Here is a 20,812-nt window from a genome sequence, read left to right as displayed (position 1 = left end):
CCTTGTCGAAGCCTTGGATTGGCAAGCATAATGCCATCGCCTTCGATCCAAGTTTTATTCATAAATCAGGCAAGCATACTCCTGTAATCGGATACTTTTGGTCGGGTTGTGCAGTGCGGGCAATTCGTGGAATTGAAATCCTTTTACTTTACCTAATCGATGCAGACACAAGGTTAAGTTTCCATCTGGAAGCAGTGCAGACACCTTCACCAAATTGCCTTTCGGATAATGAACTGACATTAATCGATTGGTATGCAGTCCTGATCAAAAAACAGATCAAACTGATACTTTCCATTACCTGTTATGTTGTCGCAGATGCATATTTCTCCAAGAAAAACTTTGTTGAAAAGATAATGGGATGCTCCCTTCGTTTGGTAAGCAAACTTTGGGAGGATTCGGACTTTTCTTACTTTTCGATACAACCTAAGACCGGCAAAATAGGCCGGCCAGCAAAGTACGGGAGAAAGGATGATGTCACCAACTTAAATCCTGAACACTTCACTCTGGTTGAAAACCAGAAAGGAATAATGACATATTCTTCCATTGTATATTCCAAGTCTCTTGAAAGGAATCTCTTGCTGGTAGTAGAACTGTTCCAATTGAAAGTGAAAACAATTTACAGGCTATTATTTTCAACCGATACCATGCAAGCCCCAATCGATGTGATCGATATTTATCACACCCGCTTCCAAATAGAGTTTGGATTCAGGGATGCCAAGCAATTTGCTGGACTTAAAAACTCGCATGCAAGAAGTGGAAATAAGCTTATTTTTCATTTCAATACGGCCTTAACAACGGTGAATATTGACAAGGTAATGCAATTGAAAAATCTGCAAACCCGGGAAAACTCATTTTCGATGGCAACTTACAAGATCTTGTTTCATAATACTTTAATGCTATCAAGATTTTTCGCCTATTTGCTATTAACCCGAACTCAATCAAAAATCGTCAACATGTCAATGAACTATTGTATTTCGTCACTATGGCCGCTTAATTATTTATCGCTTTTTGAACGAACTATTGAGTTTATATCCACGGTCAAAAGTTATTTCCTGAATATTTTAGTTGAATTTTATAACTTAAAGAATATCTTCTTTTGATAGAGCCAGAAACACAAATACCATTCAACCATAAATATTGCAAGTGCACCAATGATTGCAATTGCCGCTTGTGATATGCCAATTGGCGATATAACACCATTTACAATCGTATTGATATAATTAGAAAGCCATCGATTTACCACGATTTCGAAGAAGAGATAAATAAAAATTGAGTTCATTCCAACAATTGTAAAAAAAGGAAGAAATCGGGTATGTTTCATTACATCAATCCAAAAATAAAGAAACGCCAATGCCAGCAAACAATAGCCGCCGGAAACAAGGGTAAAAGAAGAAGTGGCAATTTTTTTAATAATAGGAGTGATACCTGCAATGTCGAGTCCATAACCTACCAACAAAGCAAGTGCTCCAAGAATAATAACAGGAGCAATTTTGCTTTTGTTATCGGGCTTAGTAAGCAGCCATTTCCCGGCTACCAGGCCCCATATTGTGTGTGCGGCGGTGGGGATACAATTTATAGCAACCCATCCTCCGGAATTGATCTTATTCATTAATATCAGATCAATATAATTACCAAAATTATGCTGATCGGTAAAAGGTTGATCAAAACCGGGGATTTGTATAAACCGATACAAAAATTCAGTCAGTATTAATAAACCAATACTCAAAAGTATCTGGGAACCAGCCTTCCAGCGAAAAACGAGAAATGCCACCAGCATGGTAAAAGATAATTGTGTTAATACATCCCAAAGTTCGAAGGATAAATGATCTCCTCGTACAGCATAATCAAACACACCCCAAAAAAACAACCACCAGCTCCGTTTAAAAGCATGTTTAGCCTGTTGATTCCACGAACGTCCCATTGTCATTTGCCTGGTAAGTGAGAAAGCCATGGCAGTACCGGCAATAAACATGAAAGCTGGTTGTATCAAATCCCAGAAATGTAATCCATGCCAGGGATAATGCTTAAATTGATTGGCTATCGAATGTAAAAAAGAACCCGGCGTGGTCATATTGAATATATGATCGTATAAGCCCGAGGCTTCAAGCATTAGAAGCACCATCACCAGTCCTCTGTAGAAATCCAGTGAAGCGAGCCGAACACCCATTCCAATCACTTTTTCTAATCCATTTTTATCAAGAGATGCTTCGGTAGCATTTACTGAAAGGACATCCGATTTATAACTATTAGATGAAGCCATGATAATAATAATGCTTAATTTTAATTTAATTCTCCATAAACTATTTTATCATTAGGTATGTTAATCCATTTCTGAAATCCATGATTTTATCACAGGTGGAGATGAGGAGTCTAGGCAGAAAAATGAATACATAACACCTGTTGTCATTTGTTTACATAAATTGATATTTTCTAAAGAGTTATGAAGTTTTAAATGCATAAATGGACCGTTTGCATTTTAGGATAACATTGAGGCTGAATCTTCATCCAGATAAAGCCACACTGCCTCATGGTTTCGCATGATCGAAGCTGGAATTGCTGGTGAAATTGAACCTTCAACCGTTTTTTTAACAGCCTCTGCCTTTCGTAGGTCGGGGACGCAGCAGATAATGGCTTTCGATTTCATGATCTGCTTTATCGACATACTGATTGCCTTTTCAGGAACATCGCTAATCGTGGGAAACCAACCTTCACCCATCTGCTGTTTCCGGCAATCTTCATCAAGTGTAACTACAAGATAGGCTTCTTCCGTTTCAAAATCTGCCGGCGGATCATTAAAAGCTAAATGACTATTCTCGCCAATTCCCACAAAAGCGACATCAATCGGATGTTTCCTGATTAGATTTCCCAGGCTTTTACATTCTTCATCCGGATTAATTTCTCCATTTACATAGTGAAACATTTTCGGGGATACAATATCTACAAATCGTTCTTTTAGATATTTCCGAAATGATGCAGGGTGCATTTCAGAAATGCCGATGTATTCATCCAGGTGAAAAGCAGTGACTTTCGACCAGTCAACATCCTCTTTTACCAACTCGTTTAGCATTTCGAACTGCGATGCACCTGTAGCAACAATGATGTTGGCCATGCCCCCGTCGAGGATAGCTTTACGAATCAATTCTGCACCCCTATGGGCGGCTATTTCACCAAGAGCTTGCTTGTTTTTTAAAATTACAATTTCCATATTCTTGTTGTTATTTAAAAAAGTTATTTATTATTTATATAATTCAAATTGTCATCCAATGGGGTCATCTTTGGCATCAACAGATGTACAAATCCCAAGATGAGGATATAAGAGAACCCTGCGATCATGAATGCCCAGAAATAGCCTGAATTACCGGCGGTATCAAGTACTGCCCCTAAGGCAATATCCGCAATTATCGCGACTGCCACCCCAATCATTTTTCCTATTCCTATCACAGAAGCGATTGCTTTCTTGGGAAAAACATCCGGAACCAACGTATAGCCATTGATTGACCATGACTGATGTCCTGCAGCAGCAAGACCAATTAAAAAGACTGCTATCCATTTGCTTGTAATAACCGGTACCAAGCTTACTGGTAAAATAATAATGGCACAAACCAGCATGGTTATTTTTCTGGCCTTATTGATTGACCAGCCTTTTTTTATTAATGCACCAGAGGAATACCCCCCAAGCAGACTCCCTGCGTCAGCCATCAGGAAAATAATCAGAAAAGGAAGTCCTATGTTTTTAATGTCTACTCCAAACTGTTCTGCAAGAAATTTCGCACCCCAGAAAAGATAAAACCACCAAACGCCATCAGTTAGTGTAGTTAATGAGAAAGCCCAGGTCTCCCTCTTTGGTAATAATTTTAACCAGGGAATTTTTTCTGTTGTCTCCTCTTCAGAATCGCTGTTAATATAGGCTAACTCCTCTTTTGATAATTTTGGATGTTCTTCCGGTTTTTGATAGGTTCTCATCCATAAAAATACCCACAAAGCACTAAGCGCACCTGTAATAAGAAAAGGTATTTGCCAGTTATCTCCTTCGAGGGAAACAATGGCTCCAACAATGAACGGGGCTAAAATTGCCCCAACGCTGGTTGATGCATCAAAAATGCCGTTGGCAAAAGCCCGATCCTTTTTGGGGAACCACTCTGCTACAGTTTTAATTGCGGCAGGAAAATTTCCCGACTCGCCAATTCCAAGTCCGAACCGGGCCGTAATAAATCCAATTAAACTGAAAGCCGGCCTGATTACAGCATGCAGCATTCCGAATATGCTCCAGACTACAATTGAAATAGTATATCCTATCTTGGTGCCAAGCCGGTCAATAATGCTTCCCATGAACAGCAATCCTATACCATAGGCAATTTTGAAGGAGACCATGATCGCCGCATAGTCTTTATTTGTCCAGTCGAAAAGTTTTTGCAAGGTTGGGGCCATTACACCAACAATACTACGGTCAAAATAATTAATCGTAGTGGCCATAAATACCAGTGCCAGAATTCGATAACGATAATTTCCAATGTTTTTCTTTACTTCATTCATTATGAGTCAAATTCAAAGGGTTTTTAATAATCTGGCACATTCTTTATCAAGTTATATGGATGACTAATGTGTCTCGAGGATGGTTGAAGTGTAATTTTCGTTTATCTCTTTTTCAAGAGAATTATAAAAGCCTGTCACGGGCATGGTGTCGTTCAAATAACTGGCGGTGATATATTCATCCGCCAATTATTTGAACTTACAATTCTATTATTTTCATATTTTTGAAAGAAACTTCCCATCCGTGGTCCTGAAGAAGGATATTCCCTTCAGTTGCTTCCCCGAAATTTGGCCAGATTTTATATTTGCTTGTTGCTACAAGAGCCTTCCATGCATCGTTTCCTCTTTCGTACTCAACAGTTTTCTGCCCGTTGAGCCAGTGTTCAACATGGTTTCCGTTAACAACGATAGTAGCTCTGTTCCATTGCCCGGTACCATTATCGCGTTTGGGCAACGGGGCTATAAGATCATAAAGACCTGCCAGGGTGCGGTTTCCACCAATTCCTTCGTGTGCATCCGGATGCAATTTGTCATCAAGAATCTGATATTCGCAACCAATTGAGGAGCCTTCCCCTTTGTTTAGGTTGGTATCGACGAAGTATTTAATGCCGCTATTTGCTCCCGGAGAGTACTTAAAGTCAACGACAACCTCAAAATTCTTATACTTATCAGCCGTTACGATATCGCCTCCTGATGCTGCCTCAGCTCCTCCTGACCCATGGATAGTCAGGGTGCCATCCTTAATTTCCCAACCGGTTGAAGGGAAAGCCGAAAGTTTTGCGCCGCGCCATCCATTGGTGGTTTTTCCATCCCAAAGCAATTTCCAGCCATCTTTAAGCTCCCGGTCGCTCAGCGTGTTCTTCAGATAACTGCTTTGAGGGATAACAGGCAGATAAGGGGTAGCATATTGTTCCAGATTTTTGGTCATAATCCTGAGATTTTTCCATTTAACCTGTATGCCAACCTTACCTGAATCGTTTCCAATTCCGTGTACCTGAAGCCCGATAAACCCTGTCGGTGTCATATCGTCAGCAAGATCAGCACAGGGTATCCCATTGACCCAAGTCCGGATTGAATTTCCAATAGCTTCGATGCGGCAATGGTTCCATTCGCCGTTTTTATACGCTTTTTTTGCAGGGGGATTAATATCGAGTGTATATAACCAGAGCCTTCTTGACTCATCGTAAATGCCACCAGTCCATGATCTTGGAGAAGGATCAAGTTCAAACTGGTACCCGTAAACCTGGCCATCAAGATAATTTGGACGGCTTTCACTGCGTATATTTACCCCTGAGTTCATCTGAGGGTCAAGCCATGTATCGAACTCAAGGATAAAATCGCCATAATTAGCTTTCGTACAAAGAAACGAATCGTCGGAAGGATCGCTTGTTGCTGCGGTTCCGATAATTACCCCATCTTTAACTTCATAATGTGCAGGACCGTTAATCTGTTGCCAATTCCCAAGATTCTCCTTGATTAGATTTTCCCAAGGATCATTAGGAGTATTACATGAAGTCATTAGTACGATAATTCCGGCAAATATATAAATCAGGTTTTTCATAGTTTTGATATGTATTAAAATAGATATTAAACGTTTTCCGGCAATAAAAACGGAGGCCTATATATTTTAGTCAGGTAAGTATCTGCTTCCGCGTCGTTTATAAATTTTTCGGCTCCCGGATTAAAATAAAGGGGTCGCTTTAGCCGGGTTGCAATATTTCCCAAATGACACAGCGAGGTAGATAAATGCCCTTCCATGATTTCTGCATTCAAATTCTGCCATTTTCTGGATTTCACGCATTCGATAAAATTAGTAAAGTGATTGACCACAGATTCAGCCTCATCCGGAATATCATTGGTGAAAACCGGGCCTTCTTCTTCTTTGTAAGACGAAAATCCATCGGGTTTGATGTTAATGTTGCTGTGGTAAACTTTTCCAGTCCCTTCATCTTCACTCTCCATGCTCATCCAACCTTTAGAGCCGTAAATAAGGTCACCCACCCGAATTCCTGCTTCGGAATTTGTACCTAACCCGCGTACTTCAAATTGTAAAATCGATCCGTCTTCATATTCAAATTCAAGTTGCTGCATATTGGGGGTTTCCTGATCAGAATCCCATATAAAATAATTCCCAACACCCTGGATTCTGACTGGATGTGTACTTTTTCCCAGTGCCCATCGGGCAACATCTGCCTGATGAATTCCCTGGTTTCCCAGATCCCCGCAACCGGTATCCCAGAACCAGTGCCACTTGTAATGAAACCTATTTTCGTTAAAAGGACGGTACGGAGTAGGTCCAAGAAAAGTATTCCAGTCCACACCATTGGGTATCTCGCTGTTTTTTACATGGCCAATACTTCCACGAGGTTTCAGGCAAAGGCCCCTGGCCATATATATTTTTCCTAATCCACCGTCATTCATAAATTTAATAGCATTCCTTGTAGAAGTTTGGCTCCGAGCCTGTGTTCCTGTCTGTACCACCCGATTGTATTTTCGGGCTGCTTCTACCATTTTCCGGCTTTCTAATAGGGTGTGAGACACTGGTTTCTCAACATATACGTCCTTTCCTGCCTGACAGGCCCATATGGTTTGCAGTGCGTGCCAGTGATTTGGAGTAGCTATCGTAACCGCATCGATATCTTTGTTTTCAAGAATCTTTCGGTATTCTGCTTCAACGGCTGGTTTCCTTCCTGTAAGTTTTTCAATTTCAGCTACTGCTTCAGGGATAAGTCTTTTATCAATGTCGCAAATAGCCACAATATTTACATTGGGAATTTTCGCAAGGGCACGATAATGGTCTTTTCCCCGGTTCCGGATACCTATAACGGCGACATTAATTCGTTCATTGGCACCGATAATCGACGCATAGGTTTTTGTGCTGAATCCCATGCCACCAATAGCTATTCCAGCAGTTCCAATTACACTTTTCTTGATAAAATCTCTTCTTTCTGTCATTTGGATTCTTTTAAAAATTATTTTAACCCTTACTTTGCAATAAGGTAGGAATACAAAATATAGTGAACCGGTTAAATGATTACCGGATGGTCAACGATCTCTTCTTTCGTGCGATCCCAGTAAAGTTTTTTTCCTTCACGGTAAGCTTGTGTAGCCATTATGCTGGCTATCGAATGCCAAAATCCTGTATGGATATTCCCGTTCGGGACTACATTTCGGTTCCGCATGCAATCAATCCAATTGTTAAGATGAAACGGCATATTGTCATTCACGTTAACAGGTCCAAGCTTCATCCCATATTCTTCAGTAGTAACAATTTCAGCTTTTCCACTTTTGATCGCCTCTTTCATCCCCTCATAAAAATCAAAACCTCCGGGAAGATTTTGGTGCTCGGGAATGAAGAACCAGCGTGAACTACCTTCACCTCCATGTGCAAATAAAGTTCCTTCTTTTCCACGAATACAGGTGTAATCACCAAACATGTTTGCAAAGTTTGTTGCGTATGAATATAAGAACTTCGCATCGTCATACGTTGCCAATGCCTGGAACGTATCCGGGTTCTGACGGATATCAGGCCAACCAAATATTCCTCCGTTTGCTACCATTGAATCTGGAATGGCAGTATCGGTATAGAAATGAACTAATCCAGCACCATGACTCATCCACTGTGAGGTAATTCCTCCGGAGTAATCACGAAATATCCTGAATTCAAAATATTTCCATGGGTCGAATGGGACATATGGCTTACCTAATAGCCATCTTTTCCAGTCAGTGTCTTCTTCCCGGATTGCAGCTACATCGGGATCATTCGGAACATGCCAGCGAGGTTCATTATCATTCCAAACCTGATCGATTTTTGTAATCTGACCCAATCTCCCGGAACGAATAATATCGCGAACCTTTAACTGTATAGGATCGCTAACCCATTGTGAACCAAGCTGTACAACCTGAGAGGATGCAAGAACTGCATTTCTTGCCAGTTTAGCATCTTCCACATCGATAGCCATGGGTTTTTCACAATAACAATCTTTGCCAGCCTTGACTACTTCTGCTAAAAGCTTTGCGTGCTGAAAATCTCCGGTACCGATCATTACCGCATCAAGTTCAGGCATTTTCAGCATATCTTCAGAATATTTAAACTGTTGGACATCTGTTCCAAACAACTTTTTGCAGTTGGCTGCAGCCTTTTCTTTATTGTTTTTCCAAATATCGCAAACGGCAACTACAGCCAGGTTTTTATCTTTTGCCGATGCGTTTACCATACTTTGGTGCCCCCTGCTCCGACTTCCACAACCTAAAAACCCGATATTGATGCGGTCGTTGGAACCAATTATCCTCTTGTACGAGACGGCGCTCATAGATGAAGCGCCTGTGGATATAGCTACACCAGCAAGTCCTGCTACCGTTTTACCTATGAAATTTCTTCGTGTAAAATCATTGTTAGCCATAATATTTCTTGTTTTTTAAAATTAGTATGTTCTTTGCCCGTTAAGTATAAATACCATTGCAACCAAACAAAACCTACCATAATTCCTTTTTAATAATTTATTGTGTTCCGCCAAAAATTCTTCCAGATGACTTCTATCCAATTGTTATCAATTGAAGGACGGATAATTATTCATCATTTCAATATTTAAAGTCCGATTCTTGTCATTTATTTACAGGTATTCCTTCTCGGGAAGTTTTATAAAATCAGGCCTTTTTTATATTGGAAACTAATTGGTTAAACAAAGCCAACTGCTCTTTCAATGCAAGAATCTTATCATTTGGTTCGGTTTCTGATTCAATAAGTATGCACCCTTTAAAACTTATTCCTGCCAACAAATCAAAAAGTTGTTGGTAAGGATAATCGACTAATCTGAAACCCCTCACATGGACAGTATCTCCAATCCATTTTTTAACCAAATTAAAGTTTCCTTCAAGACCTGGTTCAAGCAAATCTGTATCATCACTGTTCCAACAGACTTTCACATTCGGTTCGGTAACCTGATCGAATATTTCTTTTATATTGGATAGCCTTTGTGTAAGGTTACCGTGTACTTCAAGCCTTACTAACTGACCATAATCCTGAGCAAACTTTCCAACCTCATTTAACGAAGCAGCAATCTGTGCAATTGTATTTTCCTTAGGTATTTCAACCGGAAGTCCGTTGGGTTTTACCTTTATTCCGTTAGTACCAATATCTTTACAAAGCTTTATATATTCTTTTGTCTGTTCAATGTTATGACGAAGTACAGCCTTGTCAGGCGAGTGAAATTCGAAATTTGAACCATAACCGACACATTTTACAAGGCTGTCGGCAAAACGCTTTTTAACCTCGGCACGTTGCGTTGCATTAAGATTAATTTCGACACCATGGGCATGTTGCGTCCTAAGTTCTACGCCAGAAAGTCCTGCTTTTTCGCAATTGGCTATCAGTGTCGGTAAGTCCCAATCTTTACCCCATTGATAAGTTGCCAGTCCAAGTTTCATTCCAGTATATAATGAATTTGAACCGAACATAAAATTGGGAATTGTTGCTAATCCAACTCCGACAGTGACACTTCTTTGTAAAAAAAGACGTCGTGGAAGAATTCTCTTCATCTTTTATCTAAATTAGTGGTTAAGCATTATGCATTTCAGAATTAACAATTAATATTGCTAAATATTTAAACTTCCTCGGGGACAACAAATGGTTTACGATAGTACCTTGTCAGAAGAGTATCTGCTTCCGGATCGTTAGCAAACTTTTCAAAATCACCCATAAACTTCAATTCACGTCCAAGTAGATAGGAGATATTAGCCAGATTGGGAAGTGTAGATGAATAATGACCTTCAATAATGTCGCAATTCAGGTCCTCGTCTTTGCCTGAGCGCACTGCATCAATTAAATTGCCCCAATGTGAATCAACATCTGTACCAATTGGTCCGGTGCGGTCAAGGGCTGGGCCACTTTCGTCCTCTTTTGAGCCTGCGAAAGGAACATCTTCCCATTTGCGAAATGCTTTCCACGGCCTTGCTTCCTCGTTTTTAAGTTCAAGGTAACCTTCAGTGCCATAAAAAATGTTTCCGACCTTTATATCAACACTTGATTCAGCATTTGAATAACGGCCTCTTGTTTCAAACTCAAGCATCTTTCCATCTTCATATTTGAATACAGAGGTTTGTGTGTTTGGCGTTTCCTGAGCACATTCTTTAGGGTCAATCCCATAAATACCACCGGTGGAATAAACTGATATAGGGTGTTCGTTTTTGTTAAGTCCCCAACGGGCAACATCAAACTGATGAGGTCCCTGATTACCAGTGTCTCCAGCTCCGTAATCCCAAAACCAGTGCCAGTTGTAATGAACCCGCTTTTCGTTATACTGCTGCCAGCGGGCTGGCCCTAACCACTGGTCATAATGAAGGGTGGCTGGTGGAGTGCTGTCTTTTGCAATGCCAAATGATTCACGTGGGTTAATACATAGCCCTCGAGCCATATAGACCTCGCCAATACCTCCATCGTGCAGGAATTTCATAGCTTCTATTATATTTTTACCTGAACGGTTTTGAAATCCAACCTGAAGGCGAACATTATACTTGCGGGAAGCTTCAATCATTTTCCGCCCTTCAAAGACAGTATGACTACAAGGTTTTTCCACGTATACATGTTTACCTGCCTGACAAGCCCAGATGGAGCCCAGTGCATGCCAATGATCCGGTGTCGCAAAAGAAACAACATGGATATCCTTGTCATCGAAAATCTTGCGCATATCCCATTCATACTTAGGTGCTACGCCATACCTATCGGTCACTAGTTTCGCCCGTTCGTTAAAGAACTGTTCGTCAGCATCGCATAAAGCTGTAATCTTTATGTTTTTGTTGTCTTTCAGAGCGCAAAAACTTTTAATGTGGGCCTCGCCCCGGCTTCGAAGACCAATAACTGCAACATTAATGCGTTCGTTGGATCCGATAATTGAAGCATACGATTTTGTGCTGAATCCCATCCCGCCGATAGCAATACCAGCGGCACCTATTACACTTTTCTTGATAAAATCTCTTCTTTTTGTCATGTTGGTTAATTATAAACTACCCTGCGTCATGAACGCAGGGGTTTTTATATTGTCCTATAAATTAATTAATACAACGATTAGTAATCGTAACCAAAAAGATTTGAGGAATCTATTATATGATTACTGGATGGTCTAAGATCTCTTCCTTTGTTCGGTCCCAGTATAGTTTTTTACCTTCACGGTAAGCTTGTGTAGCCATAATACTGGCTATCGAATGCCAAAATCCTGTATGGATATTCCCGTTCGGGACTACATCCCGATTCCTCATACAATTAATCCAGTTATTGAGGTGATAGGGCATATTGTCATTCGTATTTACAGGGCCAGGCTTCATCCCGTATTCTTCCGTACTTACAATCTCCGCTTTACCTCTTTTAATCATCTCTTTCATACCTTCATAAAAATCGAATCCACCAGGAAGGTTCTGATGTTCGGAGATAAAGAACCAACATGAACTGCCTTCACCTCCATGTGCAAATAAGGTTCCTTCTTTTCCATGAATGCAGGAGTAATCACCAAATCTGCTTGCGAAATTGGTAGAGTAGGAATATAAAAATTTCGCATCGTCGTATGTGGCCAAAGCCTGGAACGTATCCGGATTCTGCCGGATATCAGGCCAACCAAATATTCCTCCGTTTGCCACCATTGAATCTGGAATGGCAGTATCGGTATAGAAATGAACTAATCCAGCACCATGACTCACCCACTGTGAGGTAATTCCTCCGGAGTAATCACGAAATATCCTGAATTCAAAATATTTCCATGGGTCGAATGGGACATATGGCTTACCTAATAGCCATCTTTTCCAGTCAGTGTCTTCTTCCCGGATTGCAGCCACATCGGGATCATTCGGAACATGCCAGCGAGGTTCATTATCATTCCAAACCTGATCGATTTTTGTAATCTGACCTAATCTCCCGGAACGAATGATATCACGAACTTTTAGCTGAATAGGATCGCTCACCCATTGCGAGCCAAGCTGTACAACCTGAGAGGATGCAAGAACTGCATTTCTTGCCAGTTTAGCATCTTCCACATCGATTGCCATCGGCTTTTCACAATAGCAGTCTTTACCTGCCTCTACTACCTCAGCCAACAGTTTGGCGTGTTGAAAATCACCTGTGCCGATCATTACCGCATCAAGCTCTGGCATTTTGAGCATATCTTCGGAATATTTAAACTGCTGTACATCTGTTCCGAACAACTTTTTGCAGTTGGCTGCGGCCTTTTCTTTATTGTTTTTCCAAATATCGCAAACGGCAACTACAGCCAGATTTTTTTCTTTTGATGAAGTTTTTACCATGCTTTGGTGATCGCTGCTGCGATCTCCACAGCCCAAAAATCCAATATTGATTCTATCATTGGAGCCGATAATTCTACTGTATGAAACTGCACTCATGGATGAGGCATTTGATGAAACAGCAACGCCAACTATTCCAGCTGCTGTTTTACCAATAAAATCTCTTCGCGTAACACTTATTTTAGTCATAAACATTTCCTTTCATATTGATACAATACTACTGAAACTTAGTTTTTCTTTTCGGAGAGTAATCTTATGAAAAACTAATTATTTAACAATATAGATTTAGTTTAGAGTCTGTCTCAAAAGTCATAACACCAGCAGAACCAGTTCTCCACAATTCACTTAGTATGGTGATTTACAATGCAATGATATCTTAAATCAAGTTCAGATTGACGTGGTTAGCGCCTTTTGAAACAGACTCATAGTTTTACAGAAATTCTATTCTTTTCTTTCCCCAATAGCAACCATTGGATCAATGTTTGGCACTCCCGCCGGTTGTACCTTATGTACTAAAGGTTCTACATTTTTTTCAGAACCGTCGTAGCCAGGTGTCTGATTCAAAACATTATTAACGTTACCAATAAGATCAGCCTCATAAATAGGCCAAAAGATATGCATTGGATCCATAATGTAGCTTTGTGATGTATAGGTTACCCAAGGAGTATGTTCTCTGAAAAAGTCGTTTTTTTCCATCATTCTGTCGTAATAGAAACTGTTAGCTGACAGAGACTTTGCTATATCCGGTCCAGTTGAATAGGTTTTACCATTATAACATGGTTTACCACTCTTGGCCAATATAACCGAAATACGTACAAGTTCATCATGACGAAACTCTTCTCCATAAAGTTCACGGGCACGTTCATCAAGTACTGCGCCAATACCAGCTGTATTTACATCTCCGGCGGTGTACATATGGCTCGCGTTGGCCCGTTGTCGTATAACATTTATATCATCGGCAACACCGGAATTATTGCCTTGCCAGAACCTTGCTTCTGCTCTGAGCAGATAAACTTCTGCTAACCTGTAAACATACATATCAGCCTGTCCTCCATCTTGCCTGTGAGGCAAATCTTTGTCATAAGTCCACATTTTATAGATGGGATATCCATACCAACAACGTATGGTATCTTTGCATAAAAGAGTTCCATTATACCAAAGTTGAAGCGGTTTCATGTACCATTCAGTACCTTTTAGATCCGGATTGTCATACAATACATATTTCATTTCAAACCAATTGCCCGGTTTGTGACGGTAATCCTGTCTGTCTGTTTCACCTTTAAAATTCCAAACTCCGTACTGTGCATAATTGGTAATACGGCTAAACCCCTGGCCACGACCCCACTTCATCATCATAGTACCAGAACCTTGGCGGACATCAGTTCCTGCTCCACCCAAAGGAGAAGTTATGCCCTGATTTGTACTTACAAAATTAGGGCCGAAAGAGCGAACCCGTTTGGCACCCTCTTCGGAATTTCCTTTATAACCCCATTCATTGGCAAAAACCCAAATTCCTTCCCTGTTTTTAACCCTGTTTGCATTCCATTCCTGGTGTAAAAAATTAATGGCGTCGGCTGAAACATTACAACTTCTGCCCGGAATCCTGGTATTATCATAAACTTGAAAATTGTTGCCAATCATCACTGAATCTACATCTACATCGGCATCGGTAACGAGCTTAAATTCCCCACTGTTAATAATACTGGTCATTTCTGCCTCTGCATCAGCGAATCTTAAATTCATCATGTAATATTTGGCCAGCAACATTTTAACTGCAGCATTTGGTACTTGCCCTTTCGGTAATTCAATAGATGTTTTGACATATTTCTTTGCCCATTCAAGGTCGGTAACCATCTGATCCCAAACTGACTGCATGGTAAAGGCTTTGAAATCCTGTCTTGCTGTTGTAACCGCATTTAGAGGAAAGGCACAATTCCCAAACTGCATGGTTTGTTGCATATAGTAAAATGCGCGTATAAAATAAGCGCTTCCCAAAAGATGGTTTCGCTCTGGATCGTTTTGTCCTTTTGCCCATTTAACATGATCAATGTAATCAATTACCGTATTTACATTCATTAAATTTTTGTAACATAACTCGTAGGATGATCTGGAGTGTCCGGCATTGTCACTTTCCTGTGCATTTTGAGGCGTTGCATATCTCCTCATATTAACAAAAGCCTCGGCTTCATCTGTCACACCAATTACAGCGACATCACTCATATTATGGTTAAACATCATTTCGCGTGTGTCCCCGTTATATTGGTCGAAAATCGATTTTAAGGCTGCATCCAATGGCGTTTTTAAGCCAACAGCATCTGTAAACGTAATTTCAGGGCTAAGAAAAGACAATGGTTCCTTTGTCAGGAAGTCTTTGTTGTCACATGAAAATGTGATAGTAAGCAACAGCACAAGGATTATTCCTTTTATTTTATTTATTTTTTTCATTTTTCAATTTTTTTCAGTTAAATATTCTATAATTTCATATGATGTAGTTCTTCTGTTTTAGAATGATAGATCTACACTAAAGGAATATATTCTTGGTAACTCACTTAAAGACTCAGGATCGCCCATTTTCCATTTTGTCACTAAACCAATGTTATCGATATTTAACGCTATACGTGCATTGCCAAAATTGATTTTATGCAAAAGTTCTTTAGGTAAATTATACCCTACTGATAGGTTTTGGAAACGTACGTATGATTTTGGTATCCACATCATCATATCTCCAAGCCTTATTGAATTAACCCGTGCACCATCGTTAATCTTATTATCTGGTGTCCAATACGGAATTTTATACCAGTTATGGTTTTTTATGTAATCCTCCTGGTTGTTAAACGGGTATTCTGAACCACCTTTGTAGCCAAGCTTGCTAAAAAGGATAATACCCATATCGAAGTTTTTATAACGAAAATCATTTCTGAAAGTTATATACCATGGGGCAGATGATAATCCCTGGAAAACTTTATCTGCACTGTTCAATTTACCATCACCATTCTGGTCAACGACTCTAAAATCACCGGGGGACCGATCGTACTTGGCTGCCTCCGCGGCATCAGTTACCTGATAAACACCATTCACCTTATAATCCCATATCACATCTTTGCTCTGTCCTATAAACCAGCCATTATCGGTATCATCAGGTTCTTTCATTACAGGATTTCCTTTGCTATCGACTACAGGATTTCCATTGTTATCAATGACCTGGGATTTTTCACCGGTTAACGATAAAATCTCGTTTTTGTTATAGGAAATATTTAAACTACTGGTCCAAGAGAAATCGTTACTTTTAATATTCTCAGTGTTTATTGAAAGGTCAAAACCCGAATTCTTTAAATTACCAACGTTAGTTGTTATGGAGTTAAAGCCGGTAACAATAGGCAGTTTCTTGTCCAAAAGCAAATCAGTGGTTTTTGAAGTATATAAGTCTAACGCCCCTTTTAACCGACCATCCCAGAATCCGTAATCAATACCAAGGTTCCAGGCCTGGTTTTTCTCCCATGAAAGGTTTGCATTTTGCATCCTGTCAACATATAGGTAAGGTACCATAATATAACCGTTACTATAGTTGAGGTATTTGCTGTCTTGCATTCTTGCATATGCAGCATAAGGACCTATTCCACTGCTGTTTCCATTTACTCCCCAGGTTGCGCGAAGCTTCAGTGTGGAAAGCCATTTCTTGTTCGCAGCCATAAAGTTCTCTTCCGATAACGTCCATCCGGCCGAAAGGGATGGGAAAGTTGCATATAAATGATTTGAACCGAAGCGGGAGTATCCGTCGCGACGTATTGAGGCCGATAAATTATAACGACTTTGATAAGCGTAGTTCACACGACCCATCATAGCCGTTCTTGAATTGGCCTCATCATAAGAATCCGTTGACGGTTGAAGCCCATAAGCCATCTCATGAAATCCAAGATTAGCATTGGGTGAGAAATTCGAAGTATATGCATCTGTTTCCCAACTCTGGTTGCTTTCTCTGTTCCATAACCCGGTAACACTGAACCGGTGAGGGCCAAAATCTTTATTCCAGTTTAATATGTTATCTGTCTGCCACCCGTATGTTTGAGTATGTATTCTGTTTACCATACCTCCATGTGTCCATAATGGGTGTGCAGGAGAATCAAACTGAAACCTCCTTCCAAATTCCAAACGCTGTGTGAAATTGGATGTAAGTACAATGCCAAAAGGAAGTGTCAGTTTTGCATACATCGTTGGGGATAACCTGTAACTGTCGAATTTTCTTGTTATATAAGCCGGATCCAAAAGCGGATTACTCAAGTTTGAACCTGCACTTGACAGCTTCAAATTTTCTTTTGTTTGGGGCATCCCATTTCCCCAGGGAGTGTCAAAAGGCGAAGCAGATATATATCCAGATGGATCTATGGGTTGCTGGCCTTCATCTTCATAGGCAATATTGGCATTTAGCCCCACATTCAGAAAGTCGGTCACAGAAATATCGAAATTTAACCGGGAAGTAACAGATTTGAAAGTTTCGCCAACCTGAAGCGACTCGTAGTCTTTCAATCCTATCGACCAGAAATAAGTTACCTTGTTGGCACGTCCGGATACATTAAAATTATAGTCTTGCCTCTGTCCGGTATGGAATAACCAATTCTGCCAATCGTAAGATTTGCCAACCATGTAATTTTCTTTTTCATTTTGTTCAAAACCAAAACCGTCTAACCATACACTGGTAATCTTATTCTTATCTGTTTCACCTGGGATACCATTTGCAGTTAACCAATTAGCCTTATATTGATCCGGAACTTTATCATAAGGTGTCCACTGTGACCATGGTTCCTGAAGTTTACTGTTAATGGATTCCTTCATATTCACTAACCAATTCATCACTTCATCTCCATTGTAAGTTTTCAATCTACGGAAACTTGTTACAACACCGTATTTTGCACTAAACCGAATGACAGGTGCGTTGGATGCCCCTTTTTTTGTTGTAAACACAACTACACCGTTTGATGCACGGGAACCATAAATCGATGCTGCACTCGCATCCTTTAAAACGTCAACAGTCTCTACGTCGTTCACATTTATTTCAGACAAATCGCCATTAAAGATTACCCCATCGACCACAATAAGCGGCTTATTGGCAGCTGCTTCGTCATCGGGATTTGATTTTATGGTATTGGTTCCACGTATTGAAAAATCCGGGGTTGCCTTGGCATCGGTACTATATCCAACTTTTAAACCAGCTACTGAAGATCTTAACAGATCGGATACGCTCGCTGGCCGGTATTTCATTAACTCCTCTGCTTTCACATTTACAACTGCACCAGTAAGGTCCTTCTTTCTGGAAGTACCATAACCAATTGCAACAACTTCATCAAGTCCGATGGTTTCTTCTTTCAAAACAACATTCACTGTACTCTGCGCGCCAACTTTCACCTCCTGCATCGTCATTCCCACAAACGAAAACTGCAATACAGCATTTTCAGGAATATTGGACAACGAGTAATTTCCGTTGGAATCGGTGATAACACCTATCGTGGTGCCTTTTACCAAAACAGTAACCCCTGGTAGCGGAGACCCGCTTGGATCGGTCACTTTACCTGATACTTTACTCTGTGATTGTTGTTCTGACGGTGTAATTGGCACAATTACAATTTTTTTGTCAGTTAATTGAAAATCGACCTGCTGATTCTTAAAAATATCGTGCAAAATATTCGAGATTTTCTCATTATCCACATTTATAGAAACATTCCGATCAACATCAATCAGTTGGTTGTTGTAGATAAAGAAAAACTCCGAAGTGTTCTCAATCTTCAACAGAACGTCTTTGATTTGTACGTTCTTCATGTTCAGACTTATCCGAGTTTCTTGCGAATAGCTTTCTCTTGCCATCAGGCTCAAAGAGGTAATCAGAAAGATTAGTACAGTTAGTTTCATAACGAATAATGCTTTTCTTAGCACATACCAATGCAGGCATATACCATTTGTACAGTTTTTTTTCATAAATTTGAACGTTTTAGATTATTTTAATCAATAAGACCCTGCTTAGCAGGCAAATGAACAGGGGAGTGGACCAACACTTTCCTGTTTTTCTTTTTCATAGGCAATAACCCAGTTAATTTAAATTTTTACTTCTTAATATTATTTTTCTTTTCGACATTGAATTATCGGTCTGTTTTATAATAGGTTCAGCCACATAGGTCATTTGTGAAGTCATGCTCAAAATATTAAGGACCTGTTCCAGTGGTTCATTGATAAATGTACCTGTAAACTTATATCTTTCAAGCTTTTTGTCGGATATCACAATATCAACATTGTACCATTTTTCCAGTTTTTTAACTACTGTCTGAATCGGATCTCCATAGAATACAATTCGTCCATTAATCCATGCCGTATATTTGTATAAATCAGGAACATCTGATTTGGATAATGACTGGTCTGCCGGGTTTAATGTAGCCACCTGATTAGGCGAAAGCTGCATGATATCTTTATTTTGTCCACCAGTATTTTCCTGAAGAATTACGCTGCCCTCAACCAAAGCAACAGAAACTGAAGAGTTGTCAGCGTATGCTTCAACATTAAATTTTGTTCCTAATACTTTTATGCTTAGATGGTTTGCTTCAACAATAAATGGCTTTTCTATGTTTTTAGTAACCTCAAAATATCCTTCGCCATCCAGCACAACGTTTCGCTGTTGTTGATTGGCAAAAGTTTGTGGGAAGCGTAGTTTACTTCCGGAGTTCAGGAAAACTTTTGTGCCGTCAGACAATTCTACTTTTGCCTGGGTGCCATATGCGGCTTTAATTTCCTGATAAATTTGTGAAGATGAATTATCGGTAAAGATTGGGTTTAAATTGGTATGATTTAAAGAGTTGTAAATTCCTGAGAAAATCATAGATAAAACAACTACTGCGGCAGCCTGAACAGCCCAATTAATCCACCTTGTTTTGGATAGATAAATACCTGTTTTTTTTCGGATTGCACTATAGGCTTTTAATTGATTAATTGGCTCTAGCATTTTCAATGAGCTCATTTTAGCCCATAAGGCAACAAAGTCATTGTATTCCTTTAGGTTTTCGCGACTTGCTAATTTCCATTCGCTAAGCTCAGCAGCCTCTGCTTCGCTTAGTTGAGCAGTCAAAAATTTTGCAATCAGTGCATTTATGTCTTCGGAAATTGGATTCATTATTTTCATTGTTTTACAATTAACAGACGAATCCCGACATGCATAACCCTACATTGAATTACTTTTAAAAATATAAATTATTTGAAATTTATTTATAAGTAGGTATTTATAAGGTATTTGACAGAAGGCTTTGCTATCTTATAAAAGGAATTTCCCAAATTGTGTGTCGATATAAAGACAATGAAAACAAAACGAGACCACCTCCTTTTTTGTTCTTTTTAGAATTTGAAGGCAAAAATTCCTGAAGTTCAGATCTCAAAAGCTTAAGGGACCTGCCAATCAGAGCTTCAACACCCTTTACTGAAATCTCCATTTTCTGAGCAATCTCCCTATTTGAAAAACCATCAAACCGACTCATTTCGATGGCTGTACGGCATCTATCAGGAAGATTTATGATTGATTTTAGTAATTTTTCCTCAAATTCATTCTTTGAGATTTGATCTTCAGTAGTATTCTCTGATTTTTTTGACCGGAGTTTGTTATAGATTTTCGAGTTTGTTTTCTCTCTTCTCAGAAAGTCGATGCTCTGATTACGCACCATTCCCATCATATATGACAAAAGATTATCAATGTTAGTTATGTTTTCGCGCTTTTCCCAGAGCTTGGTAAACACATCCTGAATGAGATTTTCGGCAGTGTCCTGATCTTTAATAAATGAATAAGAAAATTGGCATAAGGGTTTGTAATACTGTTTGAAGATAGAGTTAAAAGCACGTTCATTCCCCTTTTGAAGTTCGTCAAGAATGAATTGCTGATTACCTATATTGTCACTTAACAAATTCGCCATATCTTTCAAAATCCTGAACCAAAGATATTATATTTATCTGATGCTTTCAATCCTTTATT

At 39.6% G+C, this 20,812-nt stretch carries 14 protein-coding genes; 1 reads left to right on the top strand and 13 read right to left on the bottom strand.

Translation table 11 applies throughout. The annotated features are described in order from the left end of the window. Positions 1 to 2 precede the first annotated feature (2 nt). Positions 3 to 1,100, top strand: coding sequence for a transposase (locus tag AQPE_RS20955; RefSeq protein ID WP_318348432.1), 1,098 nt, complete (start codon positions 3 to 5; stop codon positions 1,098 to 1,100). On the opposite strand, the gene AQPE_RS20950 is transcribed toward AQPE_RS20955, so the two are convergent. From AQPE_RS20950 to AQPE_RS20890, 13 genes are all read right to left on the bottom strand, one after another. Beyond that, on the bottom strand, positions 1,073 to 2,260 hold the full coding sequence (locus tag AQPE_RS20950; protein WP_318348431.1) for an acyltransferase family protein: 1,188 nt from the start codon (positions 2,258 to 2,260) through the stop codon (positions 1,073 to 1,075). The two genes, AQPE_RS20955 and AQPE_RS20950, sit on opposite strands and share 28 nt — an antisense overlap. Before the next feature lie 216 nt (positions 2,261 to 2,476). Then, complete coding sequence (locus AQPE_RS20945; RefSeq protein ID WP_318348430.1) at positions 2,477 to 3,205, bottom strand: glucosamine-6-phosphate deaminase; 729 nt, start codon at positions 3,203 to 3,205, stop codon at positions 2,477 to 2,479. A gap of 23 nt (positions 3,206 to 3,228) precedes the next feature. After that, complete coding sequence (locus AQPE_RS20940; RefSeq protein WP_318348429.1) at positions 3,229 to 4,533, bottom strand: MFS transporter; 1,305 nt, start codon at positions 4,531 to 4,533, stop codon at positions 3,229 to 3,231. Positions 4,534 to 4,729: 196 nt separating this feature from the next. Then, positions 4,730 to 6,091: a 3-keto-disaccharide hydrolase gene (locus AQPE_RS20935; RefSeq protein WP_318348428.1), complete on the bottom strand. Its 1,362-nt coding sequence runs from the start codon at positions 6,089 to 6,091 to the stop codon at positions 4,730 to 4,732. Between the two features lie 26 nt (positions 6,092 to 6,117). After that, positions 6,118 to 7,485: a Gfo/Idh/MocA family protein gene (locus AQPE_RS20930; RefSeq protein ID WP_318348378.1), complete on the bottom strand. Its 1,368-nt coding sequence runs from the start codon at positions 7,483 to 7,485 to the stop codon at positions 6,118 to 6,120. Between the two features lie 71 nt (positions 7,486 to 7,556). Then, on the bottom strand, positions 7,557 to 8,933 hold the full coding sequence (locus AQPE_RS20925; protein WP_318348427.1) for a Gfo/Idh/MocA family protein: 1,377 nt from the start codon (positions 8,931 to 8,933) through the stop codon (positions 7,557 to 7,559). Positions 8,934 to 9,177: 244 nt separating this feature from the next. Next, the gene (locus tag AQPE_RS20920) at positions 9,178 to 10,068 is read right to left on the bottom strand and encodes a sugar phosphate isomerase/epimerase family protein (protein WP_318348426.1); all 891 of its coding nucleotides are present in this window, start codon (positions 10,066 to 10,068) and stop codon (positions 9,178 to 9,180) included. Between the two features lie 65 nt (positions 10,069 to 10,133). Then, positions 10,134 to 11,516, bottom strand: a complete 1,383-nt coding sequence (locus AQPE_RS20915) for a Gfo/Idh/MocA family protein (RefSeq protein WP_318348425.1) — start codon at positions 11,514 to 11,516, stop codon at positions 10,134 to 10,136. 112 nt (positions 11,517 to 11,628) lie between these two features. Then, entirely contained in the window at positions 11,629 to 13,005 is a 1,377-nt protein-coding gene (locus AQPE_RS20910) for a Gfo/Idh/MocA family protein (RefSeq protein WP_318348424.1), read from the bottom strand. Positions 13,006 to 13,257: 252 nt separating this feature from the next. Beyond that, the gene (locus tag AQPE_RS20905; protein WP_318348423.1) at positions 13,258 to 15,261 is read right to left on the bottom strand and encodes a RagB/SusD family nutrient uptake outer membrane protein; all 2,004 of its coding nucleotides are present in this window, start codon (positions 15,259 to 15,261) and stop codon (positions 13,258 to 13,260) included. 57 nt (positions 15,262 to 15,318) lie between these two features. Next, positions 15,319 to 18,783: a SusC/RagA family TonB-linked outer membrane protein gene (locus AQPE_RS20900; protein ID WP_318348422.1), complete on the bottom strand. Its 3,465-nt coding sequence runs from the start codon at positions 18,781 to 18,783 to the stop codon at positions 15,319 to 15,321. A 112-nt stretch (positions 18,784 to 18,895) separates the two neighbouring features. Then, positions 18,896 to 19,966, bottom strand: a complete 1,071-nt coding sequence (locus tag AQPE_RS20895) for a FecR family protein (RefSeq protein WP_318348421.1) — start codon at positions 19,964 to 19,966, stop codon at positions 18,896 to 18,898. Between the two features lie 133 nt (positions 19,967 to 20,099). Then, positions 20,100 to 20,753 carry an RNA polymerase sigma-70 factor gene (locus tag AQPE_RS20890; protein WP_318348420.1) on the bottom strand — a complete coding sequence of 218 codons (654 nt, stop codon included), beginning with the start codon at positions 20,751 to 20,753 and terminating at the stop codon, positions 20,100 to 20,102. Between the last annotated feature and the right edge of the window lie 59 nt (positions 20,754 to 20,812).

The organism is Aquipluma nitroreducens, assembly GCF_009689585.1.
Classification (GTDB): Bacteria; Bacteroidota; Bacteroidia; order Bacteroidales; family Prolixibacteraceae; genus Aquipluma; species Aquipluma nitroreducens.
The sequence above is the reverse complement of the archived record's forward strand: the minus strand, read 5'-3'. Positions and strand labels throughout refer to the sequence as shown.

What these genes read in the sequence shown, in the direction of transcription:
- AQPE_RS20905 (WP_318348423.1), bottom strand. Translation starts at nt 15,261, where the DNA reads ATGAAAAAAATAAATAAAATAAAAGGAATAATCCTTGTGCTGTTGCTT.
- AQPE_RS20895 (WP_318348421.1), bottom strand. Translation starts at nt 19,966, where the DNA reads ATGAATCCAATTTCCGAAGACATAAATGCACTGATTGCAAAATTTTTG.
- AQPE_RS20925 (WP_318348427.1), bottom strand. Translation starts at nt 8,933, where the DNA reads ATGGCTAACAATGATTTTACACGAAGAAATTTCATAGGTAAAACGGTA.
- AQPE_RS20945 (WP_318348430.1), bottom strand. Translation starts at nt 3,205, where the DNA reads ATGGAAATTGTAATTTTAAAAAACAAGCAAGCTCTTGGTGAAATAGCC.
- AQPE_RS20940 (WP_318348429.1), bottom strand. Translation starts at nt 4,533, where the DNA reads ATGAATGAAGTAAAGAAAAACATTGGAAATTATCGTTATCGAATTCTG.
- AQPE_RS20930 (WP_318348378.1), bottom strand. Translation starts at nt 7,485, where the DNA reads ATGACAGAAAGAAGAGATTTTATCAAGAAAAGTGTAATTGGAACTGCT.
- AQPE_RS20935 (WP_318348428.1), bottom strand. Translation starts at nt 6,091, where the DNA reads ATGAAAAACCTGATTTATATATTTGCCGGAATTATCGTACTAATGACT.
- AQPE_RS20915 (WP_318348425.1), bottom strand. Translation starts at nt 11,516, where the DNA reads ATGACAAAAAGAAGAGATTTTATCAAGAAAAGTGTAATAGGTGCCGCT.
- AQPE_RS20950 (WP_318348431.1), bottom strand. Translation starts at nt 2,260, where the DNA reads ATGGCTTCATCTAATAGTTATAAATCGGATGTCCTTTCAGTAAATGCT.
- AQPE_RS20920 (WP_318348426.1), bottom strand. Translation starts at nt 10,068, where the DNA reads ATGAAGAGAATTCTTCCACGACGTCTTTTTTTACAAAGAAGTGTCACT.
- AQPE_RS20910 (WP_318348424.1), bottom strand. Translation starts at nt 13,005, where the DNA reads ATGACTAAAATAAGTGTTACGCGAAGAGATTTTATTGGTAAAACAGCA.
- AQPE_RS20890 (WP_318348420.1), bottom strand. Translation starts at nt 20,753, where the DNA reads ATGGCGAATTTGTTAAGTGACAATATAGGTAATCAGCAATTCATTCTT.
- AQPE_RS20900 (WP_318348422.1), bottom strand. Translation starts at nt 18,783, where the DNA reads ATGAAAAAAAACTGTACAAATGGTATATGCCTGCATTGGTATGTGCTA.